Below are 21,424 nucleotides of genomic sequence, written 5' to 3' on the forward strand. Positions count from 1 at the left end.
TCAGGTTCGTGTGCGTCAGCCGACGCTGCCTTCGAGCGAGATGCCGATCAGCTTCTGTGCTTCGACGGCGAATTCCATCGGCAGCTCCTGCAGCACTTCCTTGACGAAGCCGTTGACGATCAGCGCGATCGCCGCCTCGGTCGGGATGCCGCGCTGCAGGCAGTAGAACAGCTGGTCTTCGGAAATCTTCGACGTCGTGGCTTCATGCTCGAACTGCGCGGAAGAGTTCTTCGCCTCGATGTAGGGCACCGTATGCGCGCCGCACTTGTCGCCGATCAAAAGCGAGTCGCACTGCGTGAAGTTGCGGGCATTGGTCGCGCGGCGATGCGCCGAGACCTGACCGCGATAGGTGTTCTGTGAGACGCCGGCGGCGATGCCCTTCGAGACGATGCGGCTCGACGTGTTCTTGCCGAGATGGATCATCTTGGTGCCACTGTCGACCTGCTGATGGCCATTCGAAACCGCGATCGAGTAGAATTCGCCACGGCTGTCGTCGCCGCGCAGGATGCAGGACGGATATTTCCAGGTGATCGCGGAACCGGTCTCGACCTGCGTCCAGGAGATCTTGGAGCGATGGCCACGGCAATCGCCACGCTTGGTGACGAAGTTGTAGATGCCGCCCTTGCCCTGCTTGTCGCCCGGATACCAGTTCTGCACCGTCGAATACTTGATTTCGGCGTCATCGAGCGCAACAAGCTCGACGACTGCAGCGTGAAGCTGATTTTCGTCGCGCTGCGGAGCCGTGCAGCCCTCGAGATAGGAGACGTAAGCACCTTCCTCAGCGATGATCAGCGTGCGCTCGAACTGGCCGGTGTTCTTCTCGTTGATGCGGAAGTAGGTCGACAGCTCCATCGGGCAACGAACGCCCTTCGGCACGAAGACGAACGAACCATCGGTGAAGACAGCGGAATTCAGCGTCGCATAGAAATTGTCCGAGGTCGGCACGACGGAGCCGAGATACTTGCGCACCAGATCGGGATGCTCGCGGATGGCTTCCGAGATCGACATGAAGATGACGCCGGCCTTCTTCAGCTCTTCCTTGAAGGTGGTGACGACCGAAACGGAATCGAACACTGCATCGACGGCGATCTTCGGCTTCTCGACACCAGCAAGAATTTCCTGCTCGCGCAGCGGAATACCAAGCTTCTCGTAGGTTTTCAGCAGCTCCGGGTCGACTTCGTCGAGCGACTTCGGGCCTGCAAACTTCTTCGGCGCGGCATAATAGTGGATGTCGTTGAAGTCGATCTTCGGATAGTCGACGCGCGCCCAAGTGGGCTCTTCAAGCGTCAGCCAACGACGATAGGCTTCGAGGCGCCATTCCAGCATCCATTCCGGCTCCTGCTTCTTAGCGGAGATGAAGCGGATGATGTCTTCGGAAAGACCCTTGGGAGCCTTTTCCACTTCGATTGTGGTCTCGAAACCATACTTATACTGGTCCACGTCGATCTGGCGAACCTGATCGACCGTCTCCTGGACTGCAGGCATTTCGTTCTCCAATCTCGCCGGATCCAAGGTCCGGCAGCTTGTCAACGTTGCGGCAGACTTATGTCTGCCCCCTATGTAGTCGGCCAAAAGGGACTTTTCACCCCGCTTGGCAAGCGGAAATTTCGGTTTCCGCAAAATTGTGGCCCTCAGGCCGCCGCACCCGCCAGCTTGCGTCTTCCCGCAATGCGGGCAAACGCAGCGATTGCGCGATCGATGTCCGCTTCGGTTGTGGTCGGCCCCAGCGAAATACGGAGAGCCCCGAGTTTCGGGTCGCATCCCATCGCCACCAGCACATGGCTTTCGCCGACCTTGCCTGAGGAGCAGGCCGAGCCGGCTGATATGGCGACGCCTTCAAGATCGAAGGCGATCTGCCCAGTTTCGGATTTCAATCCCGGCAGCGTGAAGAAGCTTGTGTTCGGAATACGTGCGCCGCCTTTGCCGTGAATAATGACATCCGGCGCTGCAAGCTCCATCCCCGCTTCCAGCCGATCCCGCAATGAAGCGATCGCAGCATTGCGAGCATCGAGACCTAGGGCGGCGGCCTCTGCCGCCGCGCCGAATCCGACGATGGCAAGCGTATTTTCCGTGCCCGAGCGATGGCCCTTTTCCTGACCGCCGCCATGGATCAACGGCTTCGGCATCAACACCTCGCCGCGCGAGACGAGAGCGCCGACACCCTTCGGCCCACCGATCTTGTGCGAGGACACGATAAGGAAATCCGCGCCGATCGCATTGATATTAAGCGACACCCGGCCGACCGCCTGAACGGCATCCACCACGAAAAGACCGCCCGCGGCCTGAACAAGCTTCGCCGCTTCCGCGACGGGCTGGAGAATTCCGGTCTCGTTGTTGGCGAGCATTATCGCGACCATCGGCAGGCCGCTTGCCTTGTCATGGGCTGATAATATGGTCTCCAATGCAGCAAGATCGACCGTACCGTCCGATGTCACGGGTATTTCGCTGACATTGTCCCTGGCAAATCGCCCACCTTCCCGCACGGCCGGATGCTCGATGGCCGATATATAGAGGTGGCTCACGGCAAGCGGCGTCCGCCCCATGCGGAATTCCGGCGTCAGCACCATATTGGCCGCCTCGGTGGCGCCGCTGGTGAAAACCACATGGGCGGGTTCGGCGCCCGTGAGGGCTGCAACCTGCCGGCGTGCGGCCTCGACAGCTGCGCGTGCCGCCCTACCTTCGCCATGAACAGAATTGGGGTTGCCTTGAATATCCATCGCATGCAGCATGGCTTCGCGGGCCGCCGGATGGAGCGGTGCGGTAGCATTCCAGTCGAGATAGAGGCGTGTTGCCGCCATAATCTTCTTCCTGCGCGACGTTGCTTTGCTGCGACCGGCTCATTTTCCTTGAAATATCAGCCGAGCATGCCTTATGACACGTTCCACAAACCGTTGCACAGACAACGCGCGGACCACCGCATCAAGTTTCGAATTGTTCTAAACTGCGTTCTAGAAAAGATGAGCGCATTCGTCAAGTCAACTTGCTGCGTGCCGTTAGGTTTGAACGCAGAAAAAGAAGAGCCGGAGTATCGATGCCCGAAGTAATTTTCAACGGCCCCGCGGGTCGCCTTGAAGGCCGCTATCAGCCCTCCAAGGAAAAAAGCGCCCCGATCGCGATTATCCTTCATCCCCACCCGCAGTTCGGCGGCACGATGAACAATCAGGTCGTCTACCAGCTCTTCTATATGTTCCAGAAGCGCGGCTTCACCACGCTACGCTTCAATTTCCGCGGCATCGGCCGCAGCCAGGGCGAATTCGACCATGGCGCCGGCGAGCTCTCCGATGCGGCATCGGCGCTCGACTGGGTGCAGAGCCTCCATCCCGATTCGAAAAGCTGCTGGGTTGCCGGCTATTCCTTCGGCGCCTGGATCGGCATGCAGCTCCTGATGCGCCGTCCGGAAATCGAAGGCTTCATGTCGATTGCGCCGCAGCCGAACATCTATGACTTCTCCTTCCTCGCACCGTGCCCGTCATCCGGCCTGATCATCAATGGCGACGCCGACAAGGTTGCCCCGGAAAAGGACGTCAACGGCCTCGTGGAGAAGCTGAAGACGCAGAAGGGCATCCTGATCACGCACAAGGTCGTGTCGGGCGCCAATCACTTCTTCAACGGCCAGGTCGAAACCCTGCTGGGCGAATGCGAGGATTATCTCGACCGTCGCCTGAACGGCGAACTGGTGCCGGAACCGGCCGCGAAGCGCATTCGCTAAGAGGTATCCCCTCTCGGAGCGTTTCCACCGTTCTTTGAAACGCGGGAACGCTCCACATTGCTGACTTAGCGCGACATCCTGAAACAAAGTCCTTTGGCACCGCCGACCACGATCGGCGCATCGTATTGCATGCCGATCTTTTGGAGAACTCGCTGTGATGCAACGTTTTCCGGATGCGTAAATGCGATGAACCGATCAGCAATGCCACGCGTGAAAAACCATTTCGCCAGGGCGCCGGCAATTTCCGTTGCATATCCGTTGCCCCAGGCATCCTTCTGAAGTGAATAGCCGAGCTCGAACTCGCCCCGGCCGCTCTCCAGAAACCGTGAGAAGCCGGCACGACCGATGAAACGGCCGTCTTCACGCCGCAGCATCTTGTATTTGGTCGTACCGTCGCGCGCCTGCTCATCGAACCAGCTCTGCAGCCGCTCCTCTGCCTTCTCCAGCGTCCATGGCACACCGCCCGAGAGATAACGAGTCGTCTCGATCGTCGAGTGCAGCTGCCTGATTATCTCGGCATCGCTCTTGTCCCACATCGTCAGAACGAGACGCGGTGTTTCGAGTATGATGGCGTTGCTCATTGGCTCGTCTGCTCTTCTGACTGCACAGAAACCTGCGGTCCGCATTCAAGAATGAATACCGATCGCGAACCGATCCGTCAGTGGTAACCACCGGGCAGGATTTCAACAAGAGCGATCGAGCAGTTTTCGAAATACGAAGGCCCGCATATGCGGGCCTTCGGTCAATCATTGCATGGTGGAGATCAATGGCATGCGGGCAGGCCCGGCGCGCCGCATTTCCTCTTTTCCTGAGGCTTTGGCGGCGGGGGCGGCTGTCTCCTCGCCTGCTGTTCCACCTTGGGCTGAGGCTGCGGTCTCGGCTGTGCCTGCGGCTTCGGAGCTGGCGCCCTCGCCTGCTCGACCACGTGGGGCGCAGGCTTCGGCTGCGAGACAGCTGCTGGAGCGCGCCGCGGCGGTGCGGCCGCCACATGCGGCTGGCTCTTGGCCGCTGCGGGTGGCTTCACAGGCGCCCTGGCGACAGCGGCCGGCGGCGTTGCCGGCTTCATCGGCTGGCCGTGAGCGTTCGGCTTCGGTGCAGCGGCTACCGGATTCGGTTTGCCGCCAGGAGCCGCCTGAGGAGCCGGGGTCTTGGCGATCTGGTTTTGACCCTTCCCCGCAGGCAGGTTTCCGGCAGGCGGCAGCGGTTGCCCCTTCGAGCCGGGAAGCGCATGGGCGTTGGCGTTGGCATTGGCATTGGCGCCCGGCTGGACGGGCTGCGTGGCGACAGCCGGATTATGCACGCCATTGGGCGCGGCTTGCGGCGCTTGTCCCGGCTTTGCCTGAGCCGCTCCCGGATTGCCCGGCAGCTTGCCGGCGGCCGGCAGCGGCTGACCGTTGGCGCCCGGAAGCGCATGAGCGGCGGTATTTCCAGATTGCGGCTGAGCCGAAGGAGCAACCGCCGGAGCGGCTCCAGGCGTTGCCTTGGCGGCTGCGGCCGGATTCTGCTTTTGCAGAACCGCCGCCTTCTTCTGCACCGATGGCGGCAGGGCAACATGCAGTGCCGCAGCGCCAGCACCGGCAAGGACAGCCGCGCCGGCGAGCTTCTGGCCAGTCGTCAATCCAGGTGCTGCGGGTGCAGCCCCATTCTCGTTGACGACAGTATTGTTGTTGTTGATGACCGTCGTGTTGTTCACGACCGTATTGTGGATATTGTTGAAGATGATGTTGTTTTCAGGCGGCGCAATATCGCGTGGCGGCTCGACCCATGCGGGCACGGGAACGAAGATCGGCGCCGGCAACACATAGAGATCGACAGCGGGCTGCGGCGGCGCCAGCACGACGAAATCCGGCGGCGGCGGCGCCAGGAAGACGACCGGCGGCGGCGGCGCATAGCCGAAATCGGCATCGTCGAAGTAGAGCACGGGCCGGTCGACATAGACGATTTCCGGCGGTGGCGGCGGCGGCACGTCATACTCGATCACGGCAAATGACGGCGGCGGCTCGAGCGCTGCCTCGAGATGCTCGAGGCGACGGCGGGCATCCCACATATGCGGGCCATGCGGATAACGCCTCAGATAGGACCAATAGGCCTGTGGCGTGTCATCGCGCCAGGTCTCGCGCCAGGTGATCGCTTCGCGGCGGGCGGCAACGATTGCGCGCACGCGCCTGGCCATGGAATCGTCCGGATAGGCGGCGAGGAAATCCTCGTAGCCCTGAAGCGTATCGCGATCGAGCGCGGCGAAATAGGCATCCCGCTCGTCGAAATCGCGGATCGGCTTCGTCCGGTTCGCCACGGCATCGGCGGTCGACACCGCAACGGCCGGCGCATCGGGACCGCGATCGAAGAAGTTGAAGGCATTCTTGAACTTGGAAGCATCCCAGGAGATCTCGGCGCCCTTCGTCAGATCGCTGACCCGAAGCCGCGTGCGATCGAACACATCATCGAGCGACAGGCCGCCGACGCGGATCATCTCCGCCAGCGCATGGGCGTAGGAACCATAGGGACCGGCCTCCTGCGGCGCCACCGTGCCGGGCGCGGCATTGAAGGCGATCAGCTGATTGGTATCCGGATCGACCAGGGCCAGACCGCCGGCCAGCGGCTGGTCGGATTTCACGAAGGGATTGGCCCTTGCGGCATCCAGCACGACGATGCTGCCACGGTTGTTCAGGGCGGACAGCGATTTGGTGAAATCACTGATGCGGATCGCCTGGACCGGGACATCCGTGGCATTGGCCATCTGCGCATCGACGGGCACGAAATAATTATCGCCCTGATATTGCACGCCGTAACCGGCCAGGTAGACGAAGACGACGGTGTTCGGGCCTGCCGCATTCGCCTTCGTCAGAAAGTCGCGCATCGCATCGCGCAAATCATTCTGATCGAGGTCGCGCGCGCCGATCACATCGAACCCCGCGGCCTGCAGGGTTTGTGCGATCAGACCGGCATCGTTGGCCGGCGTCGGCAAGGCACCCGCCTTGTAGGCGGCGTTACCCACCACGAGCGCCATTCTCTTCTCAGCTGAACCTTGCGCTTCGGCCGGGTTCGCCGCAGCGATACCGCCCAAAACCAATATCGTGGCAAGAAATGCCCAGATCGTCTTTTTGAATGACAATCCCATCATCGAAAGCAAAGGTGACATACCGGTTTCTTTCAGGAAACATGTGGCGCACACGGGATCAACAAAAGATCACTAGGATTTGATTCGGGCAAATGCACGGCTTATTCCTGGCAGCTTCGGGGCGATGTTACGATCTCTTCACATTGAAAAGGCCCGCTTACAAAGCTCGATCGACCCGCCAACCCGACCGAAACTTGATGCCTGCGCCACCAAAATGATGACGCGCCGGCAAATCGATGATAAACGCGCCCCGCGACTTTCAACAACAGCGACTTCGCCGCATCCTCAAGCGTTGTGGCATCGAGAGACCAAGATCATGGCTGAATTCAAATCCGATTTCCTGCGCACGCTGCAAGAGCGCGGCTTCATTCATCAGATTTCCGATGAAGCCGGCCTCGACGACCTCTTCGCCAAGGAAACTGTGACAGCCTATATCGGCTTCGATCCAACCGCATCGAGCCTGCATGCGGGCTCGCTGATCCAGATCATGATGCTGCACTGGATGCAGGCGACCGGCCATCGGCCAATCTCGCTAATGGGTGGCGGTACCGGCATGGTCGGCGACCCCTCCTTCAAGGAAGAGTCCCGCCAGCTGATGACGGTCGACATGATCGAAAGCAACATTGCCTCGATCAAGCGCTGCTTCTCGAACTACCTTGGCTACGGCGAAGGCCCAAAAGATGCGTTGATGATCAACAACGCCGAATGGCTGCGCTCGCTGAATTATCTCGAATTCCTTCGTGACGTCGGCCGCCACTTTTCGGTCAACCGCATGCTGTCCTTCGACAGCGTCAAGACACGGCTGGATCGCGAGCAATCGCTCTCCTTCCTCGAATTCAACTACATGATCCTGCAGGCCTACGACTTCGTCGAACTGGCCAAGCGTTACGATTGCCGCCTGCAGATGGGCGGCTCGGATCAGTGGGGCAATATCGTCAACGGCATCGACCTCGGTCACCGCATGGGGACCAAGCAGCTTTTTGCCTTGACCTCGCCGCTGCTGACGACGGCGTCCGGTGCAAAGATGGGCAAATCGGCAACCGGCGCGGTATGGCTGAATGCTGACCTGCTGTCGGCCTATGATTTCTGGCAGTACTGGCGCAACACCGAGGATGCCGACGTCTCGCGATTCCTCAAGCTCTACACGACGCTGCCGATGGACGAGATTGCTCGCCTCTCCGCGCTCGCCGGCTCTGAGATCAACGAGGTCAAGAAGATCCTCGCGACCGAGGTCACCGCGATCCTTCACGGCCGCGCGGCTGCCGAGCAGGCTGCCGAAACGGCCCGCAAGACCTTCGAGGAAGGCGGCCTGTCCGAAAACCTGCCGACGATCGATGTCCCCGCCTCCGAACTGGAGGCCGGCATCGGCCTTCTGGCGCTCATCGTGCGCGCCGGCCTTGCCGCCTCGAACGGCGAAGCCCGTCGTCACGTTCAGGGCGGCGCGGTGCGCATCAACGACCAAGCCGTCAGCGACGAGCGCAAGCTCATCGGCACCGGCGAGATTACCGCGGATGGCGTGATCAAGCTCTCGCTCGGCAAGAAGAAGCACATTCTGATCCGCCCGGCCGCTTGAGCGATCGAGCAGCGTGAGAACCTGCAAAGCCGGCGACCTCTCGCCGGCTTTATTGTCTTTGCCAAGCCGAAGACCAACTGACAAGAAAATGAAACGGCTCGGTCAGTGGATATGCATTGATCCGACCCACGGATTCGATGTCGCCCGCAGGACGGACATGATCACCGCTCCCAATCGCTCGGGCTGATCATAGGGGATGCCATGACCGGCGTCGGCGATCAGTTCGTATCGAAGCAAGGGATTGAGTTCTTGCAGCTCGCGGGCCATATGCAGCGAGACAATCCCCCTTTCCGCGATCACGAGCAGAATAGGCACGCTTAAGCTTCGCACGAGCTCACGGTAGTCGGGGTTTGGCGGTGTGAGCACCTCGAATACGGACATGCTGGTCCGAAACTTCGCGTCAACCAAGTATTCCAGAATCTCCATCGATCGCAATGGATGCCGACCCCGCGCTTCGACAAGCAGATCGGATCTGTGCGAAAGGAGCGATCGCCGCTGTTCTTCGGCGATATCGCTTTCAAAAACTTCACGTTGCCATTCTGGGCTTATGAAGGTCGGATCGACCAGAACGACGCCTGAAACTCCTGCTCCAAGTTCGCGAGCGGCGACGGCAGCAGTCATGCCTCCCATCGAATGACCAAGCAATATTGGCGCTTTTAGCTTCAAACTCCTCAGGAGTTCGACGACGTCGCCCGCCTGGTCGCCATATGAATATCCCTTGGCAGGCGCGCTGGATTTTCCGTGTCCTCTGGCATCAGGCAACACGAGGTCAAAGTCACTCTCCAACGCTCGCGCCAGCGGCGCCAGACACGCGCCGTCACCGAGCAGCCCGTGCAAAGCGATCAACGGAGGATAATCGCCACCTGTTCGCAGATAATGAATGTCGATGCCATTTGCGTTGCAATTGCCCGTCGTCCAATTTGCAAGGCGCGATTTGAATTCGGTCATGAAGCTCACGGTGCCATAGCTTGCCCGAAACGTCGATAGAAGCGCGGACATGGAATGCTCCGACAGATGTCGCGGTGGTTGAAGGTTGCCGACCCGGAGGTCATAGCACGTCGCTCTGCAGGTTTTCCGCACCTGCAATGTCGGATCACGACTCGTCCGCACGTCCTTTGGCGGAATGTCAGTCCTGGAGGTGGGATTATGGATGAATTGCCTGTTATCAAGACGAGGCGCAAAGGCCGAAGCCTCACGCAAAGCATGTTGATTCCCAGCGAAGAGATGGTTTCTCGCGCATTATGGGCGGCACCTCCCGGTCAGCTATCCGATCTTGGGAGAATAAGACAGGCGCTTGCCAGGCAATACGGAGCGGATGCGTGCTGCCCGGTCACCGTTCAGCGACACCTGGTGCAGATCAGCCAAAACGGTACGGCTCCGTTCTGGCGCGTTGTGGACCCCGACCGACCATTCGCCCGGCGTATGGACGGAGGCTCCCAACGCATACGCAAACAGATGGCCGCCGAAACATAATCTGCCTCGCCGCCCCTCCGCTATCGAAGGGCCGCAGCAGCATCGCGCCGCTCAATATTCGAAGATCTGTCTGAAAACACCCGGCGCGATGATCGACAATGGGTTGATCTGGATGCTGGATTTTTCCAGCGTGCCCGTCAGTCTGAAGGTGATGCCGATGAGGCCGCGGTCACTGCCGTTGCCCAGAATGAAGCCGACGATCGGAACTTCCGCGAACAGGCGGTTCAGGCCGTAGGCGGGCATGAAGGTTCCCGTCATGTCCATCTTGCCGTTGGCGTCCTTCAGCATGCCCTGGAAGGTCGCCCCCACCTGAACGCCGCGGACCACGCCATTTTCCACCGAGAGCGCGCCGTCACGCATCACCAGCCGCGCGAAACCGCGCTCGAAGCTCTGCGAACGCGTATCGATATTCTGCTTGACGGCCGAATTTAGGCTCTTGCCGTTCTTGCCGCTCGGAGTTGATACAATGGTCGAAAGCTTCTTGTCGTCGATGATTTCGAAGTTGCGGATATCGAGCGAACCGTCCCAGTCGTCCTGACCGATCGAGCGCAGCGACAGATTGAGCAGCCCTCCCTTGAGGTGCTTGTAGAGATCCGTAAAGCGCGCGACGGCGCCCGCATCGCCGCTGGTGATGCGGATGACGCCATTGTTGCCCTTGCTCATCTGGGTGACGAGCGCTTCGCCGCTGCGGGTGACGCCGGTGAAATCCGCCGCCGTCGTCTTGCCCCCGACGATGGAATAGACGCCCTTGACGTTGCCGACCGTCTCGTCGTTAAAACCAATGACCTTGTCGAGATTGGCGCGAACGGTCGCGCTCGCCGACGCGTCTCCACCCGAGCTTTGCTGACCGCCCGATGTCGACGATTTCAGTCGCGCGAGGATGGGGCGTATATCGGCGGAATTGCCCGATACGGCAACGTCGTAGCCGCCGCTCTTGCCCCGCTTCAGCGCAAGCGAGAAATCATCCAGCGCCGAGAGCTTCACGCTGTCGAAGCTTGCCGAAGTAAGGCTGCCCTTGCTGATCATGAGATCGCCGCTGGCGCCGAATCCGTCGCCCTTGAGCGTGAAATTCTTGAGCGCCGTCTGATTGTCTGGGCCAGATGCCTCAAACTGCGCGGTCGCCGCAATGCCGCTGCCCTTCGACCAGCCGATCCACGGCACGGTCAGCGCGGCCTTGCCGAGATCGACCTTGACGCCCTGACGATCGTCGTCGATGCGCGTCAACTCCACCTTCACGGGCCCCTCGATCATGTCGCGAAGCCCCGGCAGGACCGTGTTGCGCTGAGCGTCCGTAAGCGTCGCCGTGATGACGCGGGCGCGCTTGACCGTCGACTTGCTGTCCGTCGGCTCGACCATGTCGATCTGGGCGGGAATGCCGTCGATCTGCGCCTGGGCCTGCAGATGCACCGATTGCGGATCGGCGGAAATCGCGCCGGTCAGATTGTCGATCTTGCGATTGTTCATCGGCTTCAGCAAATCGACATTGTCGAGATTGAGCTTTGCCTGCCAGTCCGGCGGGGGCGGCTGCTGATCCTTGATCAGCCCTATCCTGGCATCGACCTTGGCGACGATCTTGCCGTTGAAATCTTCCGGCTTGAACTCGGTGCGCTGCAGCACCTCCAGGGGCTTATAGGTCAGGAGTTCGCCGATCGCATCGCCGGAACCGGCAATCGTCAGATCGAGATCCGCCATCAGCGGCTTGTCGTAGGTCGCCGGGATAGAGAAGCTGCTGTCGCTCAGCGTGATCTTGCGACCCGTCGAGAAATAGGAGGTGGCCGTGTCGATATTGACGGCCATGTTCGGACCGGTCAGATCGAAATGCGCCTTGGTATCGCGCAAGGGCGGAATTTCGCCCGGCACATTCATTCGCGCCCCGTCGATATCGAAGGAGATATGCAGCTCGTCTTTGCCGAGCTGCAGCTTGCCGGTCTTTGAGGCCTCCCGTAGCCGGCCGGCCGGAATGAAGACGGATATGGCGGCGTTGGTCACCGAACCGCCGAAGAGATTGTCCTCGACCCAGGTTCGCGGTTTCGAAGCCATCCAGAACGGCCACAACTGCTTGACAACGGTCGTATCGAGCTTGTCCGCGCGGCCACCGAAGCTGATTTCAGGTGAACTGTCGCCAAGCTTCATGTGCAGGGAGCCGAAGAGCGAGCCTTGCGGCGTCGATATTCCGAGATTGTCGAACTGGAATTCCTTGGTCGTGGAAAAGAACCGCCCTGTGGCGCGACCGTCGAAGCTGACGGGTTTTTCACCCGAGATAGACGAAGCGGCAACGCCGTCCTTGATGACGAAGTCTATGCCGAATCCCTTGCCCGCATTGGCGTCCATGCGATCGAGATCGATCAAAGCACCGGAAAACGGCGCAACGGTGTTTAGGAACTGCGCCGTCGACGGCGCGATCTCCAGGGTCTGGTGATCGAAGTTGTAGGCGAGATTGAGGTTCGCATGCGTCAGCTCCTGCACGTCATGGTCCATATAAAGGACGCCGGGCTGGACATTGATGGCGGCATTCAGCTTCGGATCGACGCCTGCCCCACCCTTGACAGCCGAAAGCGTGACGTCCGCGAAGGTCATTAAACCCTGCCGCGGCGTGCCGGTCGGATCATAGGTCATGGTAAGCGGCTTGAGATCGAGATTGGATATCTTGGCCGTCAGCGAAGAGCTGTGACCGTCCTCCGTCTGGCCTGCCCTCACATCGAGAAGAGCGATGGACCCGTTGAGCGTGACCTGACCATAAAGGTGAAGCGAACCCGGCGTATCGCGTTCGAAGGTCAGATTGTCGACGACAAGAGAGATCGGATCGCCCTCCTGCCGCGCAAGCTTCATCGAGAAGCCGGAGATGCGCACGGAATTCGTGCCGCCGCGCTGCACGAAATGCTGAAGGAAATCGAGGTTGTCAAAGGCTGCATTCAGCCCCTTGGGCAATGCGTCGACACGCAACGCGGTCCAATCGACCGGATCGCCCTGCGGCAGAAGTGAGGTATCGAGTGCGATGCCCTCCGCCGCAACGCTTGCTATCTCCACGCGCCCCTCGATGAGGGCCAATGGGTCCAGCTCCATATTGACGGCCGACATCGTCGACAGGTGCTTGCCACTCTCCTGGTCGAGGACATTGACATCTCGCGCCTCCAGCGCCAGCCGCAGGCCGGAGGTGAAGCGGACAACGGTCGCGCCGACTTCCGCTTTGTAGCGCGGGCCTATAGCCCGGTCGAGCGCCGTCTGCGCCTTCTGCGACAGCGGCGCATCGAAGATACCGCCCTCTATGGTCGCGATGACGGCTCCGAGAATAATGGCGAGAAACGCAAAGAAAACCAACGTTATCCGGCAGACATGCCAGACGTGCGAGCGGCTGCGGCGAACCCGCTCCGGCACATGCACGATCAACGGATCTTCGACCTGAGCGGACGGCAAATGGTCGAGCGATACGAGATCCTTTTTGCGGAATGTTACCTTTTCGCCTCGGATCACTCCTGCGCGTGCCTTTCGCTTATACAATTTTGTTGGTGACGCTGCGTCCCATTGGACGGCACACGTGAGCAGTATATATGGCTTACCCCAAGTGTCATCTAAAAAACCGGCAAAAGAAAGGTTTTCCCGTGGCGGAAGTGCTTCCAGCTCAACTGAATATCGGCGACAAAGCGTCGGATTTCGACCTTCCTCGCGATGGTGGCGACCATGTGCGCCTTGCCGATTTTGCCGGAAAGCCGCTGGTCATCTATTTCTATCCGAAGGACGACACGACCGCCTGCACGACAGAATCGATTTCCTTCACGGCGCTAGCGGCCGATTTCGCAAAGCTTGGCGTCGCCCTCCTCGGCGTCTCACCCGATTCGGTGAAAAGCCATGACAAATTCGTCAAGAAACATGCGCTTTCCGTGCCGCTTGCCTCCGACGAGGAAAAGACGATGGCCATGGCCTATGGCGTGTGGCGGGAGAAGAGCATGTATGGCCGCACCTATATGGGCGTCGTTCGCTCGACCTTCCTGATCGGCGCTGACGGCCGGATCGTCAGGATATGGGACAAGGTCAAGGTCGCTGGTCACGCTGAAGCGGTTCTGGCGGCCGCCAGGGAGCTCTGAAGGCATGTCCGGCAGCCCCGAAACGATCACATCGCTGCGCGGCGGCGCCATCGCTGCCATCCGCTCGGCGGATCTCGATCTCAAGACCGAACTTGCCCAGGAATCGGCAAGGCGCTGGTTTGCCCGTACGCTGTCGCTGCGCTCGCCGCTCGATCCGCCGCTGGCCGACCGCCCGGGCCGGCCCGAAAAGCCGGAGCTGGTGCCGCCGAAACACATGGAGAAGCGGTCCCTGCACACGCTCAAGGGCCGCATCGCGCTGTTGCATGCCATTGCCCATATCGAGTTGAACGCCGTCGATCTGGCCCTCGATATCGTCGCGCGCTTCGCGACAGGACCTGTCCCCAATTCCTTCTTCGACGGCTGGATGCAGGTGGCCTTTGAGGAGGCCAAGCATTTCCGCATGGTGCGTGCGCGGCTGCGCGAACTGGGCGCCGACTATGGCGATTTGCCGGCTCATGACGGCCTTTGGCAGGCAGCCCATGCGACCCGCACCGATCTGACGGCCCGTCTGGCGGTTGTACCGCTGATCCTCGAGGCCCGCGGGCTGGACGTGACACCGGCGCTGCAGGCGAAGATGCGCGAAACCGGCGACCTGGAGAGCGCCGCCGTTCTCGACGTCATCTATAACGACGAAAAAGGCCATGTCGCCGTCGGCGCCAAATGGTTCCGATTCCTCTGCGCGAGGGAAAAGCGCGACCCCGCCCGAACCTTCCAGGAGCTGGTGCGTGCCAATTTCCGCGGTTCGCTCAAGGCGCCGTTCAACGATATCGCCCGGGCGGAAGCAGGACTGACGCCATCCTTCTATCGCTCGCTGACCTCAACGAGCAACGCATAAGGTGCCAATATAAAAGAGCTTTCCGGTTTCTAGTCACGATCCGGAAAGGATTCGTTAACCATAATGACGTGTACTTCCAGACAATGCCTCAAGGCATCGATTGGGAGAGTCTCGGTGACAGCAAAGCCTCAGAACCGGGTTTTCGGCAAACAACAGCGACACCATACCATTATCCTCGCCAGCGGCGACACGGTGCGCCACATGACCGTGCGACCATGGATGGCCGCCTTTGCCGTCTGTTTGGTCGGGATCTTCTCGATCGGCTATCTCCTCGCGACGTCCTATCTGGTTCTTCGCGACGATCTGATAGGCGCGACGATGGCCCGTCAGGCCCGCATGCAATATGACTACGAGGACCGTATCGCCGCGCTACGCGCCCAGGTCGATCGCGTCACCTCCCGCCAGCTTCTCGATCAGCAGGTCGTGGAAGAGAAGGTCGACAAGCTCATCGAACAGCAGCAGCAGCTTTCTTCACGCAACGGCAAACTCAGCACCCTGCTCGACAGGGCAGAGAATTCCGGCCTGACCGACAAGAGCGCGCATCCGGATGCCAACATCGCCGCCCCGAAGAACGAACACGCGCAACTGACCTCGCCCAAGGCAATCGAAAAGCTTCTCCTGGGCGGCAAGCCGGCTGACGCCACGCCCGACAATTCGACGCTTGCCTATGTCCCTGCTCCGGAAACCATGGCGGATCGCGCCGATCGGGTCTTTTCCAAGGTAACGCTGTCATTGAAGCATATCGAACAGGATCAGCTGTCCCGTATCCGCAATCTCACCGCCGATGCGTCCGAAACCGCGAGCGAGATCCAGTCGATCATGCAGAATGTCGGGGTCAAGGTTCCGACCGAGGTCGCAGCCTCGACAGCCGGGGATGCCGATGGCGGCATTGGCGGCCCCTATGTCCCGCCTGAAAATGTCGATCAGTTCGAACAATCGATGGCCGACCTCGACACCGCCTTGACGCATCTGGAAACGGTGCGGGGGGCTGCCGAAAGCCTGCCCTTCCGCAATCCGGCGCCGGGAAAACTCATCACCAGTCCCTTCGGCAATCGCAAGGACCCCTTCTTCGGCACGCTGGCGCTTCATACCGGCACCGATTTCCATTTCAGTCCCGGCGAGAAGATCAAGGCGACCGCCCCCGGCAAGGTGGTTTCGGCCGGATGGACGGGCGGCTACGGCAACATGGTGGAGATCGACCACGGCGATGGCATCTCTACGCGCTACGGACATATGGAGCAGGTCCTCGTCAAAGTCGGCGACAAGGTCGCGACCGGCGATGCCATAGGCCTCGCCGGCAGTACCGGACGCTCGACAGGAACGCATCTTCATTATGAAGTGCGAGAGAACGGACACCCGATAGACCCGATGTATTTCATCAATGCCGGGACGAAACTGGCAAGTTACGTCAGCGGATTGGGCGCAATTTAGCTGCCGAAATTGTGACAAACGCGCAACAAAGATGGCACTAATCCAAAAATTGCGTTATGAATGAACTTCAGGTCGGTTGAAGCGCCTGCTTTCCTTGACTTCCCGGGTATTTGGTTCTATGTCGCGCTGCGTTGCGGCACATTTCTGCGTGTCGACTCATGGTGTTCGACTGAACCAAGACGGAATTAGATTTCCCTTTGACAACATTTGCTGACCTTGGCCTGAGCCAAAAAGTCCTTTCCGCGGTTACGGACGCGGGTTACACCACACCGACACCGATCCAGGCCGGTGCAATCCCGTTTGCGCTTCAGCGCCGCGATATCTGCGGCATTGCGCAGACCGGCACAGGCAAGACGGCCTCCTTCGTGCTGCCGATGCTGACCCTGCTCGAAAAGGGCCGCGCACGCGCACGCATGCCGCGCACGCTGATTCTGGAGCCGACGCGTGAACTCGCGGCGCAGGTTGCCGAAAATTTTGAGAAGTACGGCAAGAACCATCGCCTCAACATCGCTCTGCTGATCGGTGGCGTCTCCTTCGAGGACCAGGATCGCAAGCTTGAGCGTGGTGCTGACGTACTGATCTGCACGCCAGGCCGCCTGCTCGATCATTTCGAGCGCGGCAAGCTGCTGATGAGCGCCGTTGAGATCTTCGTCATCGACGAAGCCGACCGTATGCTCGACATGGGCTTCATCCCGGATATCGAGCGTATCGCCAAGCTCATCCCTTTCACCCGCCAGACCCTGTTCTTCTCGGCAACCATGCCGCCGGAAATCCAGAAGCTGGCCGACCGCTTCCTACAGAATCCGGAACGCGTCGAAGTCGCCAAGCCGGCATCGACGGCCAAGACCGTGACGCAGCGTTTCGTTGCCTCGCATGGCAAGGATTACGAGAAGCGCGCAACGCTGCGCGATCTCATCCGCGCTCAGACGGATCTGAAGAACGCAATCATCTTCTGCAATCGCAAGAAGGATGTTTCCGACCTCTTCCGTTCGCTGGACCGCCACGGCTTTTCCGCCGGAGCACTGCATGGCGACATGGACCAGCGCTCGCGCATGGCCATGCTGCAGAACTTCAAGGATGGAAACCTGCAGCTGCTCGTCGCTTCCGACGTTGCGGCGCGCGGTCTCGATATCCCTGATGTGAGCCACGTCTTCAATTTTGACGTGCCTATCCATTCGGAAGACTACGTTCACCGCATCGGCCGCACCGGTCGTGCCGGTCGCTCCGGGGCTGCCTTCACCATCGTCACCAAGCGCGACACCAAGCATGTCGACGCCATCGAGAAATTGATCGGTGAAGATGTCCAATGGCTGAACGGCGATCTTTCGGCCCTGCCTCCGGCAGAAGAAGGCAGCGACGACAACCGTTCGTCCCGTCGTCGCGACACCAAGAGCAAGGGTCGCGATCGGGATCGCAGCCGCGGAGGCCGCAACGCCTCGAGTCATAAATCTGATATCGACGTCGAGGATAATGACGTCGTAGCGATTGAAGCAGCACCAGCAAAGGCCGAAAGCGTGAAGAACGAGCGCAAGTCTGAGAACAATAACAAGTCCCACAACGGTTCTCGCAACAGCCACCGGCCCTTCCCTGCTGCCAATGACGATCATCGCGAGCGCCGCAATCGTTATCGCGACCAGGACGACGGCCCGACGCCGGTCGGCTTCGGCGATGACATTCCGGCTTTCATGCTCATCGTCGCGAACGCCAAGGCCTGATATATCCCGTTCAGATGCGCGACTGACCGGCTTGCCGGATGTCGCGTCCAACCTCGGGATCTAAATATTGGGCAAGCCAGGCATCGATTTCCCAGGACTAGGAACCGGTCTCGCAATCTTGCGGGACGGCAAGCTTCTGCTCTATCGGCGCCTCAAGGCGCCCGAGGCTGGCTGCTGGAGCATCGTCGGCGGCAAGGTCGATCATATGGAGCCCGCCGCCAAGGCCGCGATCCGTGAGGCCGAGGAAGAAAGCGGCCTCTCTATCGGCAAAATCGATTATCTCTGCACCACGGAAGTCATCGTCAAGGCCGACCGGCAGCACTGGATTTCGCTGATCTATGTCTGCAGGGACTTTTCCGGCGAACCAAGGCTAATGGAACCCGACAAGCTTTCCGATTTCGGCTGGTTCGGCCGAAACGAATTGCCGGCCCAGCTTTCCGATTTCGCCACGGCAACCATCGCCCATCTGCGCGAAGAAGATTTTCGCTGACGCCTACTTGTCCGAGCGAAGCGCTGCTTCATAGGCAAGCCGCACCCAACGCGCCATTTCATCCGGGTCGTCGAATGCATCCTCGGGTATCGACCAATACGGCATGTTGACGGCCTTACCCTTCTTGCCCTCATAGGCCCAGCGGCGCGCGCCCGCGGCTTCGAATTGGGAGGCACTGGCATCGTCCGCCTTCAGAAGTATCTCGTCATCCACTTCGAGCGCCAGGATGCGCCCCATGTGGTAGATGCCTTTGCCGCCGAACATCCGCTTGATGGCGACAGGCCCGAGTGACTGAAACATTTCCTCGATATCGATATTGTCCATTCCCTATCCCTTCAGAACGCCGCCGGCCGCGATAACGGCCTCCGGCGTATCGACATCGAGATGAGCCGCCTCGCCGATCTCGACGTCAACGACCGGCAAGCCCGATGTCTCGATAATATGCCGGGCCCCCACATCACCCTCTAGCCGCATGACGGCATTCAGAACCGATCTCGGCAAAATGACGGGATTGCCGCGCTTGCCGCCTGATACGGCCCGCACGATCGCCAGACCGTTCGCCTTGCGAAAAGCGGTCATTAGAACCTTCAGATCGTCGCCGGTAACGCCGGGCATATCTGCCAGCATGACAAGAACGCCGTCGGCCCTTTGCGCAGCCGGCGTACCGACGCCCGCAACGAGCGAACTGGCCATGCCGGAGACATAATCCGGATTAAAGACCCGCTCGACGGCAAGCCCATTCAATGCCTCTTCGATCTCAGCCCGGCGATGCCCGGTCACCGCGACGATGTCGGATACTCCGCCGGCAATGGCCGTCAACGCCGAACGTCGAACCAGCGGCACGCCGTCGAACTCGGCCAGAAGCTTGTGTGAGCCGCCCTCGCCCATACGGCTCGCCTTTCCGGCAGCCAGCATGACAATGGCGACCGATATCTCCGACGGCGACCTGCTGGCGAGATCGCGCGGCCGTGGGCGTGACTGTATTTCCATGAGCAACCCTCCAACCCCCATGCCGGCAATATCCCGCGGCGACGGTTGTTCGCCGGCTAATATACGATCGAGCACCCAATCAAACCCGTTCTCTTTCGGGCTGCGCGCGCATCCGGGCGCTCCGACGACATGGACGTCACCCACCCTTCCAAGCACCAGAAGATTGCCGGGGTCGACCGGCATGCCGACCTGAATGACGTCGCCGCCGGCAAGCCTGATCGCTTCGGGAATGACGTCGCCGGCATCGATGACGGCCGAAGCGCCGAAAACGATCATCAGCTTCGGCAACTGGTCCGGCGCGGCGAGGCCGCGACGGATCGCATCGGCAACCTCGGCCACCCTATGGGCGACGCGCTCTTCCCGCTGCAGCAGGCTGCCCGAAGGCCGCAGCCGCTGCGACAGTATGCGTGCCGTCTTCTCCATGACCGAAGCCTTTAGCGACGGCAACTCCGTGGCCACGAGCGAAACGGCATGCGGCAAGAACGGCTTGACCTCGAAAACCGGCATTTGCCGCAGGATTTCAACGCCTTCAGCCACCTTCGCCCCGGAAACGGCAAGCGGAATGATCTTGAAGGTCGCAACCATATCGCCCGATCGCACCGGCACATGGTCCGCGAGACAGGCAAGGGTGATCGCCGGATCGAGATTGTTGATCCGGTCCACCGCCACACGATCCGCAACAAACAGACCATCGACGGCGCTATAGACGTTCACCCGTCCCGTCGCTGCCTCCGAGAAGGTGAGATGGTCGGGTATTATCGCGCGCGCCAAGCGGTCGGCCGCCTCGTCTTCCATGAGATCACCCGGCTCGATGCGCGCGGCGATGACACGCTCGATCCCCGCCACCGCCAGACGCTCGAGATCGGCGCGGCCAAGCCTGTGCCCCTTGGAAAAGCCGCCATCGGACAGCCGAAGCGAATGCGCGAGAACCGCGCCCTCCGCCTCCATCGTCAGAAATTCTCCGAAGATCATGGCTGCGCGCCCTTGGGTGACGACACGTCACGCCCTCGCAGCGAGCCGATGATTTCAGCCAAGATGGCAACCGCGATTTCCGCCGGGCTTGCGGCACCAATCGGCAGCCCGATTGGCGCGTGAATGCGGCCAAGATCGGCCTCGGAGAGACCCTCGCGCTTCAAACGCTCCAGACGACCCGCATGGGTCTTGCGGCTGCCGAGCGCGCCTACGTAGAAACAGCCCGTCTTCAGCGCCTGCACGATCGGCTCGTCGTCTATCTTGGGATCATGGGTTACGGCGACCAGCGCCATATAGCTGTCGAGCGGCCGCTCCCTTAGCGCATCCACGGGCCAGTCGGCAATCAAATCGATGCCCTCAAAACGCTCCGGCGTTGCAAAGGCGGTGCGCGGATCAATGATCGTCACGTCGAAGCCTGCTAATGCGGCCATGCGTGCGAGAACCTGGCTGATATGCACGGCGCCGATGACGACGATGCGCGGCGGCGGCAGATGCACGTTGAAGAACAGGCTCTGCCCCTCGATTTCAAGCGCCGCGGACTTGCCGGAGCGAAATGCGGATGCCGCAGCCTCGGCCAGAGCACCTTCCAGGGCATCGCCTTCGACGATCAGCCTGTCCGGGCCGCCGGAGAGGTCGGTGACGAGGATCGCTGCCCGTCTCTTGCGCCGCATGTCGTTCAGCCGCGCCAATATCTGACGGTCCATCAGGCAAGCCTTTCGACATAGACGCGGATGCGGCCGCCGCATGAGAGCCCAACGCGCCACGCGGTCTCATCGGCAACGCCGAATTCGAGCATGCGCGACTTGCCCGTTTCTATTACGTCAAGCGCCTCGGTGATGACAGCGCCTTCGACGCAGCCGCCGGAAACCGAACCATGGAAATTGCCTTCACCGTCGATCACCAGATGGCTGCCCGACGGGCGTGGTGCCGAACCCCAAGTGTCGACGACGGTCGCCATGGCCACATTGCGGCCTGCCGACACCCATTCCTCCGCGATAACAAGCGGGTCCAGACTTTCGGATATATCTGACATCGG

18 protein-coding genes are annotated in these 21,424 nt (G+C 60.6%); 8 read left to right on the forward strand and 10 right to left on the reverse strand.

Annotated elements, in window-relative coordinates; translation table 11 throughout:
* Nucleotides 1-15: 15 nt before the first annotated feature.
* Nucleotides 16-1,485 carry a Fe-S cluster assembly protein SufB gene (gene sufB / locus BJ928_RS24370; RefSeq protein WP_047633179.1) on the reverse strand — a complete coding sequence of 490 codons (1,470 nt, stop codon included), beginning with the start codon at nucleotides 1,483-1,485 and terminating at the stop codon, nucleotides 16-18.
* 146 nt (nucleotides 1,486-1,631) lie between these two features.
* The gene (locus BJ928_RS24375; RefSeq protein ID WP_047633178.1) at nucleotides 1,632-2,798 is read right to left on the reverse strand and encodes a cysteine desulfurase family protein; all 1,167 of its coding nucleotides are present in this window, start codon (nucleotides 2,796-2,798) and stop codon (nucleotides 1,632-1,634) included.
* A 233-nt stretch (nucleotides 2,799-3,031) separates the two neighbouring features.
* On the opposite strand from BJ928_RS24375, the gene BJ928_RS24380 reads away from it, so the two are divergent.
* A complete protein-coding gene (locus tag BJ928_RS24380; RefSeq protein ID WP_047633174.1) occupies nucleotides 3,032-3,709 on the forward strand; it encodes an alpha/beta hydrolase in 678 nt (225 codons plus the stop codon).
* Between the two features lie 65 nt (nucleotides 3,710-3,774).
* On the opposite strand, the gene BJ928_RS24385 is transcribed toward BJ928_RS24380, so the two are convergent.
* Both BJ928_RS24385 and BJ928_RS24390 read right to left on the reverse strand, forming a co-directional pair.
* A complete protein-coding gene (locus BJ928_RS24385; RefSeq protein WP_082011899.1) occupies nucleotides 3,775-4,290 on the reverse strand; it encodes a GNAT family N-acetyltransferase in 516 nt (171 codons plus the stop codon).
* 182 nt (nucleotides 4,291-4,472) lie between these two features.
* Nucleotides 4,473-6,848 carry a caspase domain-containing protein gene (locus BJ928_RS24390; RefSeq protein ID WP_052227773.1) on the reverse strand — a complete coding sequence of 792 codons (2,376 nt, stop codon included), beginning with the start codon at nucleotides 6,846-6,848 and terminating at the stop codon, nucleotides 4,473-4,475.
* Nucleotides 6,849-7,143: 295 nt separating this feature from the next.
* Between BJ928_RS24390 and tyrS the strand changes: the two genes are divergently transcribed.
* Nucleotides 7,144-8,400 (forward strand): tyrosine--tRNA ligase, encoded by a 1,257-nt coding sequence (gene tyrS / locus BJ928_RS24395; protein WP_047633172.1) that lies wholly within the window; start codon nucleotides 7,144-7,146, stop codon nucleotides 8,398-8,400.
* A 102-nt stretch (nucleotides 8,401-8,502) separates the two neighbouring features.
* On the opposite strand, the gene BJ928_RS24400 is transcribed toward tyrS, so the two are convergent.
* Nucleotides 8,503-9,399: an alpha/beta hydrolase gene (locus tag BJ928_RS24400; protein WP_245432526.1), complete on the reverse strand. Its 897-nt coding sequence runs from the start codon at nucleotides 9,397-9,399 to the stop codon at nucleotides 8,503-8,505.
* A gap of 147 nt (nucleotides 9,400-9,546) precedes the next feature.
* Between BJ928_RS24400 and BJ928_RS39405 the strand changes: the two genes are divergently transcribed.
* Complete coding sequence (locus BJ928_RS39405) at nucleotides 9,547-9,873, forward strand: hypothetical protein (RefSeq protein ID WP_047633171.1); 327 nt, start codon at nucleotides 9,547-9,549, stop codon at nucleotides 9,871-9,873.
* Nucleotides 9,874-9,924: 51 nt separating this feature from the next.
* On the opposite strand, the gene BJ928_RS24410 is transcribed toward BJ928_RS39405, so the two are convergent.
* On the reverse strand, nucleotides 9,925-13,344 hold the full coding sequence (locus BJ928_RS24410; RefSeq protein WP_047633170.1) for a DUF3971 domain-containing protein: 3,420 nt from the start codon (nucleotides 13,342-13,344) through the stop codon (nucleotides 9,925-9,927).
* Between the two features lie 128 nt (nucleotides 13,345-13,472).
* Between BJ928_RS24410 and BJ928_RS24415 the strand changes: the two genes are divergently transcribed.
* The 5 genes from BJ928_RS24415 to BJ928_RS24435 all read left to right on the forward strand — a co-directional run bounded on the left by BJ928_RS24415 (nucleotide 13,473) and on the right by BJ928_RS24435 (nucleotide 18,426).
* Entirely contained in the window at nucleotides 13,473-13,955 is a 483-nt protein-coding gene (locus BJ928_RS24415; protein ID WP_047633169.1) for a peroxiredoxin, read from the forward strand.
* Between the two features lie 4 nt (nucleotides 13,956-13,959).
* Nucleotides 13,960-14,790 (forward strand): ferritin-like domain-containing protein, encoded by an 831-nt coding sequence (locus BJ928_RS24420; protein ID WP_047633168.1) that lies wholly within the window; start codon nucleotides 13,960-13,962, stop codon nucleotides 14,788-14,790.
* A gap of 114 nt (nucleotides 14,791-14,904) precedes the next feature.
* On the forward strand, nucleotides 14,905-16,221 hold the full coding sequence (locus BJ928_RS24425) for a M23 family metallopeptidase (protein ID WP_047633167.1): 1,317 nt from the start codon (nucleotides 14,905-14,907) through the stop codon (nucleotides 16,219-16,221).
* A gap of 197 nt (nucleotides 16,222-16,418) precedes the next feature.
* Nucleotides 16,419-17,936 (forward strand): DEAD/DEAH box helicase, encoded by a 1,518-nt coding sequence (locus BJ928_RS24430; RefSeq protein WP_047633166.1) that lies wholly within the window; start codon nucleotides 16,419-16,421, stop codon nucleotides 17,934-17,936.
* Nucleotides 17,937-18,003: 67 nt separating this feature from the next.
* Nucleotides 18,004-18,426, forward strand: coding sequence for an NUDIX domain-containing protein (locus BJ928_RS24435; RefSeq protein ID WP_047633165.1), 423 nt, complete (start codon nucleotides 18,004-18,006; stop codon nucleotides 18,424-18,426).
* 3 nt (nucleotides 18,427-18,429) lie between these two features.
* Here BJ928_RS24435 and BJ928_RS24440 read toward each other — a convergent pair whose 3' ends face one another.
* The 4 genes from BJ928_RS24440 to BJ928_RS24455 are packed head-to-tail and all read right to left on the reverse strand — an operon-like array spanning nucleotide 18,430 to nucleotide 21,421.
* On the reverse strand, nucleotides 18,430-18,750 hold the full coding sequence (locus tag BJ928_RS24440; protein ID WP_047633163.1) for a TfoX/Sxy family protein: 321 nt from the start codon (nucleotides 18,748-18,750) through the stop codon (nucleotides 18,430-18,432).
* A gap of 3 nt (nucleotides 18,751-18,753) precedes the next feature.
* Nucleotides 18,754-20,388 (reverse strand): molybdopterin-binding/glycosyltransferase family 2 protein, encoded by a 1,635-nt coding sequence (locus tag BJ928_RS24445; protein ID WP_047633161.1) that lies wholly within the window; start codon nucleotides 20,386-20,388, stop codon nucleotides 18,754-18,756.
* A complete protein-coding gene (locus BJ928_RS24450) occupies nucleotides 20,385-21,092 on the reverse strand; it encodes an XdhC family protein (protein WP_047633159.1) in 708 nt (235 codons plus the stop codon). Before BJ928_RS24450 ends, BJ928_RS24445 begins: the two co-directional genes overlap by 4 nt.
* Nucleotides 21,092-21,421 (reverse strand): XdhC family protein, encoded by a 330-nt coding sequence (locus BJ928_RS24455; protein WP_047633158.1) that lies wholly within the window; start codon nucleotides 21,419-21,421, stop codon nucleotides 21,092-21,094. The genes BJ928_RS24450 and BJ928_RS24455 overlap by 1 nt, the downstream gene beginning before the upstream one ends.
* Between the last annotated feature and the right edge of the window lie 3 nt (nucleotides 21,422-21,424).

The sequence above is a fragment of the Rhizobium sp. WW_1 genome (genome assembly GCF_003610155.1).
In the GTDB taxonomy this organism is placed as follows: Bacteria; Pseudomonadota; Alphaproteobacteria; order Rhizobiales; family Rhizobiaceae; genus Rhizobium; species Rhizobium tropici_A.

Excerpts from the sequence above, each read along its gene's own strand:
- tyrS (WP_047633172.1), top strand. The coding sequence starts at position 7,144 with ATGGCTGAATTCAAATCCGATTTCCTGCGCACGCTGCAAGAGCGCGGC.
- BJ928_RS24440 (WP_047633163.1), bottom strand. The coding sequence starts at position 18,750 with ATGGACAATATCGATATCGAGGAAATGTTTCAGTCACTCGGGCCTGTC.
- BJ928_RS39405 (WP_047633171.1), top strand. The coding sequence starts at position 9,547 with ATGGATGAATTGCCTGTTATCAAGACGAGGCGCAAAGGCCGAAGCCTC.
- BJ928_RS24390 (WP_052227773.1), bottom strand. The coding sequence starts at position 6,848 with ATGTCACCTTTGCTTTCGATGATGGGATTGTCATTCAAAAAGACGATC.
- sufB (WP_047633179.1), bottom strand. The coding sequence starts at position 1,485 with ATGCCTGCAGTCCAGGAGACGGTCGATCAGGTTCGCCAGATCGACGTG.
- BJ928_RS24455 (WP_047633158.1), bottom strand. The coding sequence starts at position 21,421 with ATGTCAGATATATCCGAAAGTCTGGACCCGCTTGTTATCGCGGAGGAA.
- BJ928_RS24400 (WP_245432526.1), bottom strand. The coding sequence starts at position 9,399 with ATGTCCGCGCTTCTATCGACGTTTCGGGCAAGCTATGGCACCGTGAGC.
- BJ928_RS24375 (WP_047633178.1), bottom strand. The coding sequence starts at position 2,798 with ATGGCGGCAACACGCCTCTATCTCGACTGGAATGCTACCGCACCGCTC.
- BJ928_RS24445 (WP_047633161.1), bottom strand. The coding sequence starts at position 20,388 with ATGATCTTCGGAGAATTTCTGACGATGGAGGCGGAGGGCGCGGTTCTC.
- BJ928_RS24420 (WP_047633168.1), top strand. The coding sequence starts at position 13,960 with ATGTCCGGCAGCCCCGAAACGATCACATCGCTGCGCGGCGGCGCCATC.
- BJ928_RS24380 (WP_047633174.1), top strand. The coding sequence starts at position 3,032 with ATGCCCGAAGTAATTTTCAACGGCCCCGCGGGTCGCCTTGAAGGCCGC.
- BJ928_RS24450 (WP_047633159.1), bottom strand. The coding sequence starts at position 21,092 with ATGGACCGTCAGATATTGGCGCGGCTGAACGACATGCGGCGCAAGAGA.
- BJ928_RS24385 (WP_082011899.1), bottom strand. The coding sequence starts at position 4,290 with ATGAGCAACGCCATCATACTCGAAACACCGCGTCTCGTTCTGACGATG.